The organism is Streptomyces sp. ADI95-16 (assembly GCF_003721495.1).
In the GTDB taxonomy this organism is placed as follows: domain Bacteria; phylum Actinomycetota; class Actinomycetes; order Streptomycetales; family Streptomycetaceae; genus Streptomyces; species Streptomyces goshikiensis.
Window position 1 is genome coordinate 8,086,540 of sequence record NZ_CP033581.1, and the last position, 14,069, is coordinate 8,100,608.

The window sequence follows — 14,069 nt, forward strand, 5'->3', positions numbered from 1 at the left end:
CTTGCGCGGATTCGCTATTCGGGCTGGGTGACGCCGTGCAGCAGGCGGGCGCTGCCATGGCCGCTCACGCCCATGGAGCTGATCCCGGCGACGGACAGGAACTTCGTGGCGTAGGTGTCGGACACGGTGACGGTCAGCTGGGTGCTGTCCGCGGACAGGGAGACGCTGCCCTGGGTGCCGGCCCGGGCGAGGTAGGCGCGGGCGGCAGCAGCCGCAGCCTCCGGGTCGGCGCGCAGGCTCTCACCGGTCACGGCCTGGGCTGGGTCGATGGCCTGGCCGGCTGCGCGGGCGGCTTCCATCGCGACAGCGTCCGCCCGCTCTGTCGCGCGGAGCTTCCCCGCGCCGTCGAGGGCAAGCCCGATGATGCCCAGCAGGGCGATGGTGACGATCGCGGTGTAGACGGCGATCCCGCCCCTGTCCTCGCGCAGACGGCTGCGCCACAAGGCTTGTACTGCCCGCATCGGTAAGCCCTCCAGCGTCGGAAAAGTCGTAGGTTCGGCAGCTCCCGCTGTTGCAGGTTGTGCTCCGGTGCGGGCCAGGGGTGCCTCGATGGAGTGCAGTTCTTGAAGCATCTCGATGAATCGTGATGGTCTTCCGGGATTCCTGAAGCACCATTCGTCGACCACCCTGGCTTCGCCGGCACCAGCCCGTCTGCCTGACCGATCCCGCCGAACCTGGGGCAGAACCGCTCCCGTAGCCTCACGGCTATGCCCACCGGTCACACTCCCTGCCACTGCGTCCTCTGTCAGGGCATCAACGAGCTCGACCCCCGCACCCAGTCGATCGTCGACGCCATTCGTCAGCACGGCTGGCAGGTCTCGATGGTCCCCGCCGACGGCCAGGGACCCGGGTGGGCCTACACCGTTGGTCTGTGGCACCGCCACCGGATGCCCGAGCTTGCGATGTTCGGCCTGGACGTCCGCCTGATGCAGACAATCCTCAACGACCTCAGTCAGCGAGCCGTTGAAGGCCAGCCTCTGGAGCCCGGCCAAGAGTGGCACGACGTCGCAAGCGTCCCCCTGGTCCTCAGGCCCGTCGACTACCGCTGGTACAAGGCGTTCTTCGGAACCGCGATCAGCTACTACCGCAAGCCTCCGTTCCCAGTCCTCCAGGTCGTCTGGCCCAACCGCGACGGAGCCTTCCCCTGGCAGCCCGGTGGGGAAGACGCCCTGACCCACCAACCCCGGCTGGACCTGCACCCAGACGAACACCCTGCCGGCGTATGGACGCAGGACCTGTGAACGTACGACGGCGGCGTCGCGGACAATGACGATATGAGGCATTGGTTCCGCAGCTATTGGGCCGAGGATGACATTTGGTTCTACTTCGAGGTCGACGCGGACGGCTGGGTCGCCCGCCAGGTTGAACTCCAAGGTCCCCTTGAGAGGCCGCTCGCCGCGGCATCCCTGGCCGAGTGGCAAGCCGCCCAGCAGGCTGGAACGCTCGCGGGCTACGAGGCGACGTTCGGCGCCACGGCTGAGATTCCCGTCCAGGAGTGGGAAGGACACGAGCCGCACGACCTCACCCTCGACGAGTTCGAGACCGTCTGGTTCACAGCACGGGCGGCCTGCCGAGCAGGAGCCCGGAATCCCTCGACGGACGGAGCGTGAACCCGAGTACTCGCGCGCGCTCACTGCACGATCCCCATACTTCGGTTCGCACGCCATGGCCCTTCAGAATTCGCGAACCCGAGAGCTCTGGAGCGATAGGCGTCCACCACGGACGTGAACCGGCTTGTCATGGTCTTGTTGCCGGGCACTCCGGGCAGCAGAAGATCGGACACCGCCACCGTGCAGGAGATCGTGACGGTGACGGTGCCGACCTCGCCGAGGGGCACGGCCAGTCCAGAGACGTCGACGTTCGTGGATGACGACGCGCACCGGATGCCCTGGTCGTCGAGGGAACGGGCAGCCGCGGCGGCGGCCTCAGCCTGGGCGCCGCTGTAGGTGCGGGAGATCGACGCGGCCCGGGCGGCGTCCTCTGCGGCGGCATCGATCTTCGCGCCCGAGGTGACGATCCGGCCCCCGGCGATCACCAGGCACAGCAGCATCAGCAGCAGCGGGGTGACGATCGCCGCAGCGATCGTCTCACTACCCCGGTCCCCGCCCCCTGCCCGTCGGCGGACCCACGTCGCGTAGGGATTGGTCGTGATCAAGGGGTGGTCCACCGTTCACGCGGTGCGGATGCCGACTGCGAGACGCTCAGTCCGGACAGTCCCGGCATGAGGGAGAGGGCCTGGCCGGTGACGGTCACCCGGACCTCGGTCGCCGAACTTCCCGTAGTGCTCACGCTGCGGCCGGCAAGGCTGTCGCCCGCGATCCGGCCGAGAGTCTCGGTGGCCCGGGCCGCGCCCGCCCCTTCGGGGGCCTGGTAGACGCGGGCGGCCGCGACGCCTTCGCGAGCCGCGGTGAGAGCGATGTTGCGGGCGTAGACCCACATCGACGCCTGCACGACAGCCACGGTCACGAGCAGGATGAACGGGAAGACGATCGCCATCTGGATGGATGACTCCCCGCGGTCCCCGCCCCCTTGCGTGGCCTCGTCGGCACCGGGGACGCGCATGAGCCACCGAGAACGCCCAGCCCTGGCGGGCCTTCGGCCGCCGTCGTGATTCACCCCGTCTCCTTCCCGTCTCTGCGCGCCCATCTGGTCCTCTAGATGCCGGAGAGGCTGGTGTTGTACTTGGCGATCACGACGGCGATGGTCCCGGCGATCGCGAGGGCGCCGGCGGTCGCGGCCACCCAGATGATGATGGTCGTGATCGAGATGTCGCCCCGGTCGTCGGCCCCGCCCTGCTCGATACGGGACTTGAACCACGCGGCGGTGGCGGAGGCGGCGGTCGTGGCGCGGACGGCGAGCCTGGTCATCATGACGGTGTCTCCTCAGGTGTTGAGCATGCGGATGATGGCGGGGAAGGCGATCAGAAGCATCACCAGGACGGCGAGGAGCGCGCCGGGCGCGGTCATCTTCTCGCTGTCCGAGTTCGCCTCGGCTGCCTGCGCGGCCAGCAACTCGGTACGGAGGTTCTTCGCGCGGGAGCGCAGGGTCGCGTAGACGGAGGCGCCGTCGTCGGCGGACTGCCGCATGATCGCCGCGAGGTCGTCCAGGACGGGCAGGTCCAGTTTGGCGGTCAGACGGGCCAGGGATTCCCAGTGCGGGACCTTGTCGACGCGGGAGCGGGCCAGTGCTCCCTGGATCCGCAGGAACGCCCATCCGTGGCCGACTTGGGCGGCCTGTTCCATGGCCTGTTCGGCTGAGACGTTCCCGGCCCGGCGCAGCGCGACCAGGTCCAGGTAAGCGGCCATGGCGTGCGCGAACTCGGCCCGGGCCCGTTTGGCCTTGTCGCGCAGGGCGAGGTCGGGGGCGAACCACAAGACGATGGCGGCGAGAATGCCGACGATAGCGGGAAGGTAGAGGGGCAGGCCGACGAGCAGCAGCGGGATCGTGGACAGCGGCGGCAGCAGCAGACCACCCACCGCAAGTGCGACCTTCGTCAGCAGGAACCTGGCGGGGGTGGAGCCGGTCAGGGCCAGGTCCTTGTGCGGGATCCGTACGCCAGGGACGTCGGTGAGATGGTCCAGCAGCCACTGCCCCCACTGCTCATCCCGGGACGCCGGCCCGGCTGTGGGGGAGGCGGGGGCGGGCTGGTTCAGGCGGCGCAGCGCTGGCCCGAGCGCCGGGGCGGGCCGCAGCACCTCACGGACCAGCAGCGCGGCACCAGCGCCGATCGCGGCCCCGGACATGATCGCAGCGACGGGCATCATGCCGACACCTCCGTCGTCTGCGCGCTGTCTTCAGCCGGAACGGGGGCTGCGGTGACGGCGCTGCGCGGGTCGGCGATCAGGAACCGGGGGACCGGTTTGACGTCGGCGATCTGCCGCATCAGCGCGAGCACACCCACGAACCCCGCGGACAGGACGCCGAGGACCAGCTGCCCCAGGAGCGTTCCGTACGGAGCGGTGTAAGAGGGGATGAGGAACCCCGCCCCGGCGACACCGAGCGTGATGATCGTCATCCACCGCATCGTCGTACGCGGCTTGGCGCGGTCGGCCTCGATCGCCCGGCGCCGGGCCACTTCCTCGTGGACGGACTCGGCGAGGTCATCCAGCGCCTGGGCGAGCCCGGGGCCACGGTCGGCGGCCGACAGCACCAGCGCGGCGACCACCTTGTCGGCGGTCACGTCGCCCAGCGCGTCACCGAAGTGCCGCAGGGCATCCGTCGGCCGCCACCCGACGTGCAGACGGTCGACCAGGTCCCCGACCTCCCCCGCGATGTCCTCGGGACAGCCCTTCCGGGAGATCTGCAAGGCCTCATCCAGCCCGCGGCCCAGCCTGAGCACGTTAGCCAGGCGCTGCGTCCAGTCGCCGAGAGCCTCCAGCTTCCCGATCCGAGCTGCCGCCGACTTCGTGGGCGCCAGCAGCCACGGCACCCCCACCACCGCCAGGAACACCAGCGCCCCGGCGATGAATACGCCCGTGACCAGCCACAACACAACGCCAACCAAGGCACCGGCAGCCATCCGCGTACGCCGTGCCATCGCCGCGTCGCGTGAGGCCATGCTGCGCCCGGCCCGTAGACGGGCGGCCAGCGACGGCCCGGCCGGGGCACTCGTGCCGATGATCCCGGCCACCAGGCCGACCAGGCCGCCTGCGACGGCGAGCCCGCACAGCACCCACATCAGCAGTGCAGTCACAGTGCCCCGCCCCCCTCGGTCACCAGGAGCGGCAGCGCCGCCGGCCACGCCCCGCCGGGCTCACCGAGGAGAGAGGAATCGAATCCGGCGCGGCGCAGGTCGTTGATGCAGCGGGGGTGCATGAGCGGTACGGCCCGGTGCTCGTTCCACTCCGGGCGTGGTCCGAAGATGGCGTTCGTCTCCGGGCGTCCACCTTCCCCGATGCCGGTGACTTCCAGGACGTGGGAGACGAACCGGTGACGGTGCCCGCCGATCTTCGTCTCATCAGTGGAGGAGACGAACACGATGAAGTGCAGGCCGTTCGCGGCCTGCCGGTACGCCAAGGCTTCCGACATGTTGGCCTGGGCGAGGAGGTACAGCTCGGCGATCCGGTCAAAGACTACGGAGGGGTGGATGGCGTGCAGGGTGCACAGGTTGCCGCCGGCGCCGTTCGTCATGGCCTGGAGCATCGCCACGATCTCCGGGCCGCGGACCTCACCGACCACGATCCGGGTGAGCGTCATCCGCAGCGCCCGGTACATCAGATCCATCAGCGTGATCTCGCCGGCCGCGACTCCGCCGACCCTCTCGCCGTTGGACTCTCGGGCCTCCATCGGCACGACCTGCCGGTGATGGCCGTTCTCGTGGGCGAACAGCTCGTACTCGGTCTCCAGCGTCGCGAACCGCTCGTCCGGATCGATCTCCTTGAGCATGGCCCGCAACAGGGTCGTCTTGCCCGCCGCCTGCCCGCCGACGATCATCACGTTCTTCTCCGCGCGTACGCAGGCGCGCAGGAACTGCTCAAGGGTGGTGTCGAGCATGCCGCGGCCGACCAGCTCGGGCAGGTCAGCGTGGCGCATGCCGTGCCGGCGGATCGTGACGTACGTCCCAGGAGTCACGTCGATGACAGCCTGGAGACGCGACCCGTCTGACAGACGCAGGGCGAGGAACGGGTCCGCCGTCGACAGACTCCGCTCGCTCTGGCCCGTCGTCCTGCGGGCCAGGTCCCGCAGCAGTTCCCGCAGCTCGTCGTCGGAGTCGGCGACCGGCGCCACTCGCACACGCCGCCCGTCAGTGAAGTCCAGCCACACGTCCGTGTACGTGTTGATGAAGATGTTCTCCACCAGAGAGTTGTCCAGGTGCTGTTGCAGACGGCCCGCCCGGAACTGCAGGTCGAATACGGCCTGCGCGGTGGCGGCGTCCTCGGCGGCCGACGTCGCACTCCCGCGCTTGACGGCCTCGGCGTCCGACCACACCGCCACCTGCTCATTGATCAGGTGCCGGCCCTGCTGCTCCTGCGCGGCCGCACTCAGCCCCGGGCGGGAGCGCAGCAGCTCCGTGAGCCGGTCCCCGACCTCCTTCTTGATCAGGCGTACGGCGCTGTAGTCGATGGTGATCGGACCGCCCGGCGACGTCGCCGCAGCCGGTACGGGCCGGGTCCGGCGGGGATCGACCGGCACCGTACCTCCGGCAGCACCGGTGCCGATGGCGGGGCGGGGTACGGCGAGGCGGGCCTGAAGCGAGGTGTCCGCCACGACGGGGTTGTTGTGCAGGGGGCTAGCGCGCACCGTCCACACCCCCTGCCGTCACCGTGCCGGGCGGGGGAGGAACGAGACGCGAGCGGCGGATCGCCACCAGCTCCTGCACCCGCACCGCGGCTGACCGCGCCGCCCTCATCAGCTCTCCCGATTCGAACCGTCGCGGGGGCTCCGCCCCGTCCGAGAGCACCTTGGCGTCCTTGGGCCGCCACGGCAGGACAGCCGTCACCGGCACCTCCAGCCGCTTGCGGACCTCGTCCTTCGAGTACGGGCCCTCGTCCACGAGCAGCACGCCGACCTCTCCGGCGCCGCCCACCACTTCTCGCAGTGCTTTCAGGCGCACATCGGCGCTCTGCAGTCCGCGCAGCGTGTTGCGGGCCACCACGACAACAGCGTCGGCGCGCTGGGCCAGCACGGCGGAGCTGCCGACGGCGCCACGGCGGCCGAGGTCCACCAGGACGTCGTGCCTGTGCTCCTCGATCCCCGAGAACAGGCCCGCCAGCGGTTTCCACACCGGTTCCATCGCCGAAGCGTGCGCAGGGTCGTAGAGACCGGGCAGCACCAGCCGGTCGCGGGTCCCGGCATCGGTGACGTCCACCAGCTGCCGCCAAAACGCCTCACCCAACTGCCCCTGACGGCCCGCGACGGCAAGATGCCGCAACCCGTGCGTATTGCCGAGCGTGCCCTGCAGCGCGCCCGGCAGGATCGCCCCGCCGTCCGGGTCCGCCTCGGCAAGCACCACACGATGCCCCTCCAGCAGTGGCCACGTCATCAGCAATGCCATCGCCACAGTGGTGGCCCCCGGCGCACCCAGCCCGCCCGCGATCGCGACGACAGCCATCAGCCCTCCCGCGCGGCGAGAATCAGCGCCACCGCACCCGTCGCCACCCGCGCGGCAAGCGCCGGGCCGTCACTCGCGGGCACGGCCACATCCACGACCACAACCCCGGTTGCTGGAGCCGGCAGCCCCACCGCAACCACCGTGGCCGCGAGCGTCTTGGGCGCCGCCCCCGCAGCGCCCTCAGCAGGCTTCGCGCCCCCGGCCTGAGCTGCATCCGGGGTGGACACGATCAACACCTGCTGCCCTGGAGCCAGCCGGCTCGCCGGCAGCTGCGACGGCTTGAGCGCCACACCCACCAGCTGCTCACCCGGCTTGACCAGGGACACAGCAGTGACCTGCGACGGGGACAGCAGTGTCCCCGCCTTCAAAGCCACTGCGGCCCGCTGCCCGACCGTGCCCGACTTCTTCCCCACCGGCAGCGCCTTGACCGCCGGATCCAGAGCGAGGGAAGCCGTGGTCAGGTCCGCCTCGGTGATCGGCGCGCCGACCGGCACGTCCCGGGCCACCACCAGCACGGCCGTCCGCTGCCCCGACGCAGTGAACAACAGGGCTCCCGACAAGCCTCCGGCGGCGATCAGCGCGACGGACAGGGCGATCAGCCCCGGACGGCGCCGGCGCTGCCGCAGGACCCGCGGCGCGGCCGCCGACCCCCCGGCAGGACCGGCGGGCGGCGGGACGGAAGCCTGACCCGGCACGACCGGGGTGGTGGTGCTCACGTGCTGTGCCTCCTGAAAGAGGAAAAGGAAGTTTGTACGGTCGCTTGGGTCGCTACTGGCCGACGACCTGGAGTTCTCCGACTGACACGGTGAAGGGGGACTGGCGGACCTCGGTCAGTTGCCCGGTCTGTCCGCCGCCGATAACCGCCCAGTTGACCGTCCACGTGGTCGTCGCGGTGCCCTGGTACTTATTGGCTGGCTGGTGGGCCGACGGTGTGCGGTAGACGTGGCCACAATCCGGAGAGGGCGACATGCCCCGAGCCGCAGAGTAGGCAGTGCCTGGACCAGTGCATGTCACGGTGGAGCCGTCGCCCATGCGCCAACTGATGGATGACACCGTGGCCGTGGCGGTGACCGTGATACCGCCCGCCGAAGCGGAAGCAGTGTTCGGACCCCATGTCGTCGGGCCCGGAGTCACCCACAGCCACATGGGCACCCCCACCGAGTAGGTGCCTTCTGCTCTCGGGCTGGCGATCGCAGGACCCGTCAAGAGCATGCTGTCCACCGCCTGCTGCGCCAGCACCACCGGATCGACCGTGGCGGCGGCCGGATCTGCCGACCACTCCGTGGTGATGACGAAGTATCCGTCGACGGATTGAGTTGAACGGCATTCCTTGCGGTAGACCGCGCCATCGCCGGCCTGGTGTCCCTCCCATGCCGCGCTTCCCGCCGGGGGTTGGGGATTCAACAGAGTCCGGGTGCAATCCCACCGTGGCGGGGGGCCATCGCCCCTGTCGTTGCTGCCTTTGCCTTGGTGGCGGGTGCCATAGCTGCCCTCTTGGCCGGGCTTGTCGGCGCAGACGCTCACCCAGCCCGAGGCGCCCTCGCACACGCCCCCGCTGGCGTACGCCGGTGCAGGGCAGGCCAACGCCAAGGTAGCTGAGACCACGGACACCGCGAGCGCTTCTCGTCTCAGCACGTTCGGTCCCCGTGCCGGACGAACTTCGTAAGCATCCACTGCCCGCCTTGGAGCTCCGCATCGAATTCGGTGATGTAGCGCATGGGCTGCTCTGTAGGGAATGGCTTCGCCTGGCCGCTGGCACGATCGGTGATCTTCCAGGTGGACAGATCGAAGCAGTCGGAGATCGTGGCCGTTGGACGCTCGCCAGACATATTCAGCGCCGAGACCTCGGCGAGATGCCCTGGCGTGCCTTTCATCGCAGTGCCCGCTCGCTGCATGCTCGCAATATCGGTGAGTGTCTGGTTCAGCGCATCCTTGGACGCGTAGTTCACGAGCTTCGTGTCCTTCTCGGTCCCAGCCTCGTATGCCTTGACGGCTTCTCCCCAGAAGGCGTCATAGACGGCCAGAACCTTGGACTTCTCGGCTGCCTGAGGGTCGGCGGAGGGGCTAGGGGAAGCACTCGGGCTTGGGGGTGCAGGTGCGGGGTCTGCCGCCTTGTCGTCTTTGGAGCAGCCGGTGAGCAGGGCTGTGGCCGTGAGCACTGCAGCGGTGGTGGCAGTGAAGATCCGGCGGTGTACGGCGGATCGGGTACGGCGTGTGGTCACGTTGGTCTCCCCGGTTGTCGCCTGGCCGCGGTGGTCTCGGGATGCCCCTCCCCGGCGCGTGCAATCGCTGCTGCAACGGTTTGAGTTGCTGCGGCGTGTGTATTGGGCACCCTACGACGTCACTCCGGTACGTCCTATGGGGTTTCGTGGGGCGCAACTGCGCGGTCGTCGTGGTTTAGAAGTAAATACCTTCAATGTCAGTGCAGTTAATCCACTCTTGGTTGGCATGTCGTCCCAGCGCATGGGACGGTTTCGGTGCTATTTAGCCCGTCGGCAACTGCTGGCTGAAAATGGATGCTATGGCCGATTCTTTGCGCATGTGATGGTTTGTTTCGTTGCCGGTGGAGAGGGTGAAGTGGTCTTCCATCCTTGACGCCGAATGTCACCGGTTCACTCACCGGTGACGGTCGCGGAGGTCACGGTCAAGCCCCGCAACGCGTCATGCGGGGCGTTGCGTGGGGCTGCGGGTACGTTGAGGCGATCGGGATGTCGTCGCAGGTGTCGGTGAGGCAGGCTTTGCTGAAATCCCGGTCGGCGATCTGCTCCATGCCCTTGACGTGCTCGTCCTGGCACCTGCGGTCAGTCGGCCCAGCCCTCTTCGGAGAGGTCGGGCGCGTTGCCGCGGGCTTACAGCTGCGTCCACGGCTTGGGGTCGGCGGGCCCGGCGAGCGGTGTCCAGACGGGTGCTGAGGGGCTGGCTGTCTCGATGTCTTCCAGGACGGCGGCGCCGAGGGGGACGTGGGTGGCGAAGCGGGCGACGAGTTCGTGGTCCGCTGTCATGTGGCGCAGGTCCTGGATCCGCCGGGTCAGGGAGAGGCGTGAGGCTCCGGTGAGGATGAACAGGATGCGGGGGAAGCGGGGGTAGAACCGTTGCCAGGCGAGCATGGCGCCTTGTTCGGCGATGGTGTTGCGGCGTCCGGCCGGCTGGGGGGTGTAGTCGTGGAAGCGGGCGTAGGAGATCAATTTCCGGGCCAGTCGTTCGCTGCTCATGGTGGCGCGGTCGACTTCGACGAACGCCCGGTACTGGCGGCGGCGAGGGCTGGTGGCGGTGTAGTGGAACACGGCGTCGGCGATGACCTGTTCCTCGCCTCCGGTGTCCGGCAGGCGGTGGGCGGTCTCGGGCACCCAGTCCAGCGCCCCGTACTCGTCGCTCCGCTCGCGTGCGTCGGTGAGGAACGCGAGGTGGGCGCGGACGCCGGTCAGGGTGTGGGCGGCGCGCATGGATGCTGCCGCGTTGGTGAGGACGGCGGGGGCGCGGCCGCGGAGCTCGGGCCAGTCCCGGACGGTCTGCGCGCCGGCGGGGGTGAGGAAGTGCGCTTGGAGGAATTTGCCCCCTCCGAGCACGGTGTGGGCGATCAGTCCTTCGGCCCGGAGCGGCGCCAGCACTTTGTAGATCTTCCGCGGGGGGATGTCGGGGGCGAGCATCTGGTGGAGCTGGGTGCTGGTGACCATGCGGTGCTGCGCGATGAGGGCGAGGGCCTGGTGGGCGCGGGTGTCACCGGTCGGCGGGTGGCCGGCGGTATCGGTGGCGGTGGCGGTGGTCATGCGTACTGCTCCTGGGTGTCGTCTGTGCCGGCCGTGGATGTGGTTGCGGTGGTGGGGAGGGTGGTCAGGAAGGCGCGGACGGTATCGGTCTGGGCGATGGCCTGGGCGGTGAGTTCGTCCAGGGGGCGGGCGCCGGTGTTGGCGTGGGCGGAGTAGAGCAGGGCCTCGGTGTGACCGGGGCGGGCGAGGTGGCCGAAGACTTCGGCGAGGGAGGGGCCGCGTACCAGCAGCGGTCCGATCCGTTTGCCGGCCACGGTGAAAGAGGCGTAGTGCCACCACCGTTCGAGTTCGGCGGCGTCCTCGACGGTGACCTTTCCACCCCACTCACCGGTGATCTGCGCGATGGCATCCGCGGACCCGGCGGTCGTGGACAGGCAGGATGCGTTCTGCAGGAGCGCGGTGCGGGTGCCGCCGGAGAGGCGGTGCAGGAGCTGCGTCATCCCGTGGAGCCGGCACCCGAACTTCCGCAGTTGCTCGGTGATCTCTGCCAGCACCGTGGACGCGGCTCCGTCCAGGGAGATCAGCTCATCCAGGTAGAAGCGGAAAGAACTGCGGTCACGCTTGGGCAGGTCCCTGCGGGACAGGCCCGCGCGTAGGAAGTCACGGACCATGAGCGAGACCAGCAGCCGGTCGGTGGGCCCGGTCCCGGGCGGGCAGATCCACACCACGTGGCTCTCGTCCATCGCCCGTCGGATGTCGTAGCCGCTGAGCGGGCACCCCAGGAACGCCCGGATCACCGGGGACGCGGCGAGGCGGTCGAGCGGATTGAGGACGGTCAGCAGAGCGTCCTTGGGGATGTCGGGGAAGCTGGCGGCCCACCACCGGCGCGCCTCGTCATCCAGCGCCTTCAGGACCAGCTGCCGGAATGACGGTTCAGTCAGCAGCGGCCGGATCTGGAACAGCGTTGCCTGCCGCTCACCAGCCCCAGCCCCAGCCCCAGCGCCGGCTCCGGTCCCGGCGGTGGTGGTGACGGCGGCGGTGTTGACCGCGATGAGAGCTTCGACGGCCTTGGTGAGGATGGTCAGTGCGCGTGGTGCGGTGACGTCGCCCCAGCCGAGGGCGGTGGCGATCGCGTCGACGACGGCGGCGGTCACCTCGTATGGGCGCTGCCCGCTGGTCATGTCGAGCGGGTTCCAGCAGGCCAGCATCGCGTTCGTGCCGCGGATGGTGAGGTCGAACACGTGGATCCGGTCCATGACTTCGTCGTGGGCGAGGTAGGGAGCCACCTCGGTGAAGGAGTCGCCGTGCGGGTCGACGAAGGCGAGGCCGCGCCCGTTGTGGGCGCTGGCGACGGCCTGGACCTGGGCCCGCATGGTCTTGCCCCATCCGGCCTTGCCGGACTGGATCTCGAACAAGGTGTCGTCCTCGTGAGTGGCGAGCAGCCGCTCGCGACCGTCGGGCCCCTGGTACCAGCCCTGCGGCAGCAGGTCCTTGCCCGGCTCATAGGTGGGAATCTGCGCCTCGACCACCGGCACCCGTGCCGCCGCCGTCGGCGGCTTCAGCAGGCCGGCCAGCTCATCGATACGGGCCCAGCCCCCGGCGGCGGGCCGCATCAGCCCTGTCGCCCACCGAACGTCGAACCGCGGCCGCCACGGCCACCGGTCGGGCCCGATCCGCCACGGCCCGATCGACACGCCCTGCGCCCCGATCCGGGAGGCACCCGCATACACGTCCATGCCGGCGTTGACGAGCGACAGGAGCTGTTCGGCGCGGCCTTCGGTGTCGGAGGCGCAGCGCACCAGGATCTGCACGCGCATCAGGCCCGCGCTCTCGGCGAGCTTGCCCAGCACGCGCTCACGGTTGACCTGCCGGGGGCGCGGCGGCATCACGATGGGAGAGCGATGGGGCCCCTTCCACTCCGCCGGATCCAGCAGCCGGCCCACGGTGGCGGGCAGGCTGCTCGTGGACTGGGTGCCCACCCACCGCGCCTCGCGGACGGCTTCGCGGCGAGCCTCGACGCGGGCCTGCGCCACGATCTGCTGGCGGTGCAGGGCCAGCTGCCAGCGCGGGGCGGGGGAGAGGTCGACGCAGACCTCGGCGAGGTCGCCGAGTTCCGCGCGGATCCCGGCGACGGCGTCCACCAGCGGCTGCAATGGATCCGGCTCCAGAGGCACGTCTCGCAGCTTCGAGCCGGACTTCCCGTTCAACGTGAGTGCGGTCCGCACTACGTGGGTGCGCTTCTTGTCCGCGACCGGGGCGGCCGGGCTGACGGTGACGCGCGGACCGAAGGGGGACCGGTGCAGGAGCGCGTGGGCGGAGGCGGGAGCCTCGATCCGGTAGGCGAGCGGCGAGCTGCCGTCGGCCCGCAGCCGCACCCGAAGGGTGCGGGCACGTCGCGGTGTCCACCACGGTCCCGACCCTGCGGCACGGATCAGCTGCATGCCATGGCGCCAGATCTCCTCGTCCCCCGGCGAGAACTGTCCGGACGGCACCAGCTCGACACAGGTGCGCTCGGCGAGCGCCTTCGCGGCGAGGCGCTGCTGCAGCACCTGCCAACCAGCGGTCAGGGCAGCCGAGGCGAGCACCATCCACCACAGGTTCGCCCACGCCCATGCGCCCACCGCCCACAGGGCGGCGAGGACGTCACCGGCCGTTCCGAAGGCTCCGGCAGCCGACGGCGTCAGTGCATTCGGTTCCATGATCCGTCTCCGTTCTTCGTGAAGTGGACAGTGCCGGGGCGGCCATCCAGGAAAGTCCCGGCCGGGTCGGCGCCGGCCCACACCAGCCGCACCACCGCACGGCCGGGCACGCCGCCGTCGGCGGCGGTGGGGGTGTCGCGGCGGGCGGTCACCGCCTGGATCCGCACCCGCGTGTACCGGGCCGCCTCGGCCAGCCACGCCGCACGCCCCTGCCGCACCAGTAGTGCCTCGTCAGCGGGCGGAAGATCCCGGGGGCTGGCCTTGTCCATGACCTGCTGGATAAGGGGGTCGGCCGCCTCGCCGGATCCTGGGTGAGGCAATTCCGAGGCACCGGCCGCCAAATCGGCGGGCGAAGATGCCGCCGAGGGTGCGGCCGCTGTGGCAGGGGTGCTCGCCGAGGTGCTCCTGGTCCGGCCCGGTGGCCATACCGACGTCGGGGTGCCGGTGGTGGCCGGTCCCTCGTCGGCGCCAGCCATGACCGGATTGCTGGTTGTACGTACGGCCGTAGGAGCTGGCCGGGGCGCCGGCTCCTCGTCCTGCCCCTGCATGCCGAGGTGCAGTAGGAAGGTCCCGGCGCAGGCCAGGGCGGCGGCCGCGGTAATCATCCGGACC

Annotated in this window: 16 protein-coding genes; 2 read left to right on the forward strand and 14 right to left on the reverse strand. The window is 70.0% G+C overall.

What is annotated here, in order from left to right:
* Positions 1-14: 14 nt before the first annotated feature.
* Positions 15-461 carry a hypothetical protein gene (locus EES41_RS36295; protein ID WP_123082084.1) on the reverse strand — a complete coding sequence of 149 codons (447 nt, stop codon included), beginning with the start codon at positions 459-461 and terminating at the stop codon, positions 15-17.
* Between the two features lie 246 nt (positions 462-707).
* On the opposite strand from EES41_RS36295, the gene EES41_RS36300 reads away from it, so the two are divergent.
* Together EES41_RS36300 and EES41_RS36305 are read left to right on the forward strand one after the other, a co-directional pair.
* Positions 708-1,241: a DUF4262 domain-containing protein gene (locus EES41_RS36300; RefSeq protein WP_254211706.1), complete on the forward strand. Its 534-nt coding sequence runs from the start codon at positions 708-710 to the stop codon at positions 1,239-1,241.
* A gap of 33 nt (positions 1,242-1,274) precedes the next feature.
* Complete coding sequence (locus EES41_RS36305) at positions 1,275-1,610, forward strand: hypothetical protein (protein WP_123082086.1); 336 nt, start codon at positions 1,275-1,277, stop codon at positions 1,608-1,610.
* A 20-nt stretch (positions 1,611-1,630) separates the two neighbouring features.
* On the opposite strand, the gene EES41_RS36310 is transcribed toward EES41_RS36305, so the two are convergent.
* The 13 genes from EES41_RS36310 to EES41_RS36370 all read right to left on the reverse strand — a co-directional run bounded on the left by EES41_RS36310 (position 1,631) and on the right by EES41_RS36370 (position 13,726).
* A complete protein-coding gene (locus tag EES41_RS36310) occupies positions 1,631-2,155 on the reverse strand; it encodes a TadE/TadG family type IV pilus assembly protein (protein WP_254211707.1) in 525 nt (174 codons plus the stop codon).
* Complete coding sequence (locus EES41_RS36315; RefSeq protein ID WP_123082912.1) at positions 2,152-2,496, reverse strand: TadE family protein; 345 nt, start codon at positions 2,494-2,496, stop codon at positions 2,152-2,154. Before EES41_RS36315 ends, EES41_RS36310 begins: the two co-directional genes overlap by 4 nt.
* A gap of 158 nt (positions 2,497-2,654) precedes the next feature.
* Positions 2,655-2,870 (reverse strand): hypothetical protein, encoded by a 216-nt coding sequence (locus EES41_RS36320; protein WP_123082087.1) that lies wholly within the window; start codon positions 2,868-2,870, stop codon positions 2,655-2,657.
* 12 nt (positions 2,871-2,882) lie between these two features.
* Entirely contained in the window at positions 2,883-3,764 is an 882-nt protein-coding gene (locus tag EES41_RS36325; RefSeq protein ID WP_123082088.1) for a type II secretion system F family protein, read from the reverse strand.
* The gene (locus tag EES41_RS36330; protein WP_174261868.1) at positions 3,761-4,678 is read right to left on the reverse strand and encodes a type II secretion system F family protein; all 918 of its coding nucleotides are present in this window, start codon (positions 4,676-4,678) and stop codon (positions 3,761-3,763) included. The genes EES41_RS36325 and EES41_RS36330 overlap by 4 nt, the downstream gene beginning before the upstream one ends.
* An 11-nt stretch (positions 4,679-4,689) precedes the next feature.
* Complete coding sequence (locus EES41_RS36335; protein ID WP_254211708.1) at positions 4,690-6,240, reverse strand: CpaF family protein; 1,551 nt, start codon at positions 6,238-6,240, stop codon at positions 4,690-4,692.
* Complete coding sequence (locus EES41_RS36340; protein ID WP_123082089.1) at positions 6,230-7,051, reverse strand: hypothetical protein; 822 nt, start codon at positions 7,049-7,051, stop codon at positions 6,230-6,232. The genes EES41_RS36335 and EES41_RS36340 overlap by 11 nt, the downstream gene beginning before the upstream one ends.
* Complete coding sequence (locus EES41_RS36345; RefSeq protein WP_254211709.1) at positions 7,051-7,767, reverse strand: SAF domain-containing protein; 717 nt, start codon at positions 7,765-7,767, stop codon at positions 7,051-7,053. The genes EES41_RS36340 and EES41_RS36345 overlap by 1 nt, the downstream gene beginning before the upstream one ends.
* 52 nt (positions 7,768-7,819) lie before the next feature.
* The gene (locus tag EES41_RS36350) at positions 7,820-8,455 is read right to left on the reverse strand and encodes an ATP/GTP-binding protein (RefSeq protein WP_254211710.1); all 636 of its coding nucleotides are present in this window, start codon (positions 8,453-8,455) and stop codon (positions 7,820-7,822) included.
* 224 nt (positions 8,456-8,679) lie between these two features.
* The gene (locus EES41_RS41805; protein ID WP_164496065.1) at positions 8,680-9,273 is read right to left on the reverse strand and encodes a hypothetical protein; all 594 of its coding nucleotides are present in this window, start codon (positions 9,271-9,273) and stop codon (positions 8,680-8,682) included.
* A gap of 627 nt (positions 9,274-9,900) precedes the next feature.
* The gene (locus EES41_RS36360; RefSeq protein ID WP_123082091.1) at positions 9,901-10,818 is read right to left on the reverse strand and encodes a replication-relaxation family protein; all 918 of its coding nucleotides are present in this window, start codon (positions 10,816-10,818) and stop codon (positions 9,901-9,903) included.
* Entirely contained in the window at positions 10,815-13,457 is a 2,643-nt protein-coding gene (locus tag EES41_RS43955; RefSeq protein WP_216827295.1) for an ATP/GTP-binding protein, read from the reverse strand. The genes EES41_RS36360 and EES41_RS43955 overlap by 4 nt, the downstream gene beginning before the upstream one ends.
* The gene (locus EES41_RS36370; RefSeq protein WP_123082092.1) at positions 13,439-13,726 is read right to left on the reverse strand and encodes a hypothetical protein; all 288 of its coding nucleotides are present in this window, start codon (positions 13,724-13,726) and stop codon (positions 13,439-13,441) included. Before EES41_RS36370 ends, EES41_RS43955 begins: the two co-directional genes overlap by 19 nt.
* Positions 13,727-14,069: the final 343 nt, after the last annotated feature.

Coding starts and splice junctions, on each gene's coding strand:
- EES41_RS36295 (WP_123082084.1), bottom strand. CDS start 461: ATGCGGGCAGTACAAGCCTTGTGGCGCAGCCGTCTGCGCGAGGACAGG.
- EES41_RS36300 (WP_254211706.1), top strand. CDS start 708: ATGCCCACCGGTCACACTCCCTGCCACTGCGTCCTCTGTCAGGGCATC.
- EES41_RS36305 (WP_123082086.1), top strand. CDS start 1,275: ATGAGGCATTGGTTCCGCAGCTATTGGGCCGAGGATGACATTTGGTTC.
- EES41_RS36315 (WP_123082912.1), bottom strand. CDS start 2,496: ATGGCGATCGTCTTCCCGTTCATCCTGCTCGTGACCGTGGCTGTCGTG.
- EES41_RS36320 (WP_123082087.1), bottom strand. CDS start 2,870: ATGATGACCAGGCTCGCCGTCCGCGCCACGACCGCCGCCTCCGCCACC.
- EES41_RS36325 (WP_123082088.1), bottom strand. CDS start 3,764: ATGATGCCCGTCGCTGCGATCATGTCCGGGGCCGCGATCGGCGCTGGT.
- EES41_RS36330 (WP_174261868.1), bottom strand. CDS start 4,678: ATGTGGGTGCTGTGCGGGCTCGCCGTCGCAGGCGGCCTGGTCGGCCTG.
- EES41_RS36340 (WP_123082089.1), bottom strand. CDS start 7,051: ATGGCTGTCGTCGCGATCGCGGGCGGGCTGGGTGCGCCGGGGGCCACC.
- EES41_RS36360 (WP_123082091.1), bottom strand. CDS start 10,818: ATGACCACCGCCACCGCCACCGATACCGCCGGCCACCCGCCGACCGGT.
- EES41_RS43955 (WP_216827295.1), bottom strand. CDS start 13,457: ATGGAACCGAATGCACTGACGCCGTCGGCTGCCGGAGCCTTCGGAACG.
- EES41_RS36370 (WP_123082092.1), bottom strand. CDS start 13,726: ATGGACAAGGCCAGCCCCCGGGATCTTCCGCCCGCTGACGAGGCACTA.